The following is a 2,115-nucleotide window of genomic DNA, read 5'->3' as shown; positions in this document are numbered from 1 at the left end:
GGAGGGTACGGCTGGGGTTGGGGTGGTGGGGTAGGACAAAGGATGAGGAGGAAAGCGGAGAAGTTGCAATGCAACGAGGTTATTTGGTGAATATTCACATGTCAAATTCATGAGTTCTGGGCACCTGGCCTGCAGAACAACCTAGCTAGAACAGGCCTTCGGGTTCATGATGCATGTCACAAAGTGTTAACCACGTGTGATCAAAATGGGAGGGCAGTATGGGGACCGAGACATTGGCGCTTAAATCGCCATCAAAGAAATTTGTTGCCGGTCGATATATGACGTCGGGGAATCCGCGGCGTGGCGGAATAGCTTCGGTGTACCGCGCTCTTGACACAAATACGGAATGCTATGTTGCGTTAAAGGTGTTTAGGCAAACATCAGGTACGGATGACGTTGTAGAGGAATCGTTTCGAAGGGAAACACAAGCTCTCTCCGATCTAAAACACAAAAATATTGTCCGAATCCTTGATTCCGGGTTTGACGCAGACACCGGCGAACACTACATCGCCATGGAATGGGTGGACCGAGACCTTGCAACCCTATGCGAGGGCAAGCCGTTTAAAACGTGGGCTCATTTCTTCGAATCCACGGGTCGACAGATTCTTGAAGCTCTAGCATTCGCCCATACACATGCGACTATTCATCGGGACATAAAACCGAGCAACATATTGGTAAGTGCAGAAGGAGTAGTGAAGGTCTGCGATTTTGGCATCTCCAAAATTCGGAACTTTTTAGAACCCGGGGTGACGCTAGCTCACTATGCATCCATTCCTTATGCACCTCCGGAGCCTGACACCGGAGCATATAGCTATAGCAGAGATGTTTTTGGCTTCGCGGCGTTAGCTGTAGCTGCACTGGCTCCCGCGCCTCCGGAAGATCACAAGGAAATGCACTTCTATCTGGAAAGTCTGATTCTCGATGAGCCCATCCGGCGGTTGCTGCAGCGTTGCCTTTGTCTTGATGAGCCTGCAGAAAGACCTCAAAACGCCGCCAAACTGATCAGTGAGTTTGATCGTCTCACGCCTAGACCTACAACGGGATTGCAGGGTGGCCTATTGGCTAGCCTTACAACAACAGTACGGAGCATTATTGAATATGACTTGGGATTAAGTGCAGAAGCCGCTATTCAAAATTTCGTAGAAAAAGACCTACACGATTCGGTTTGTGAACATGAGGTCAAAGAACAAAAGCCCCAACCCGACGGCGCCCCTTCGTTAGGAAAGGCCATTCGCATATACGGTAGTCGCTACGGGTACATCGCCGTTCTAACGCCTGATGGACAACGCTTGCTCTTAATAACGGCCTTAGAACTAACACCTTCGGATCTTGAACGTAGAAGAGATCAGAGTTGTCCGCACGGATATCGCTTCGCGTTCTCCGGAGTCTCGAGCGCCGATTCTTTTAAGAACATTGCGGAACTAAATGAGCTTCTACTTCAATTCGCAGCTAACAAAAAAATAGATCTACTAAAGCAGCGGGAGTTAGCGATATATAGAACTTGGCTCGATCTCCTTAGTGCGAAAACTGAGCTTGAGAGAAATCGCAAACATAGACTTCGTTACGAAAAAATTGACTTCTCTGGGGCCTCTGTACGTTTCAAGCTTGTAGCAGGTCAACAAGTGTCAAGTTTGGACGAACAGGACGTAAGGATAGAACTGGAGAACGGTGATGTATTTCTCGGAACAGTTATCTCTGTAATAGACGATACAGCTCTGGTTCAGCCTAATCAGCGTAATCGCCTAGAAGCCGCTCGGCTACCAGAGTCAGGGGTCGTGCAAGTAGACACGATGAAAGCAGATGCGGCTCTTGATAAACAAAAATCGGCGCTAGATGCCGTCAGATATGGAAGATCAGTCGACACCTTGCTGGGCGAGCACATTGTCAATCCGTCTTCCATAGACGTTCCACCGCCAATAGACGTCGCATTTTTGCAGAACAAAATTGACCAAGACAAAAAGGAGGCCGTTCGTGCTGCAGTGGCAAGACCGGCCCTTATGGTGGTTCAAGGGCCGCCTGGCACCGGGAAAACAACGTTCATCACTGAGCTTGTCCTGCAAACTCTTCAAGAGAATCCCAGTGCTCGAATCCTTCTGACTTCGCAAACACATGTCG

1 protein-coding gene is annotated in these 2,115 nt (G+C 49.0%); it reads left to right on the top strand.

What is annotated here, in order from left to right; all coding sequences use genetic code 11:
* Positions 1 to 218: 218 nt before the first annotated feature.
* A partial coding sequence (locus tag AC1D0Z_RS20225; protein ID WP_477659958.1) for a serine/threonine-protein kinase occupies positions 219 to 2,115 on the top strand: 1,897 nt, incomplete at its 3' end.

The organism is Polaromonas sp. P1_E3 (genome assembly GCF_056405935.1).
This window is presented reverse-complemented; position numbering and strand designations above follow the sequence as displayed.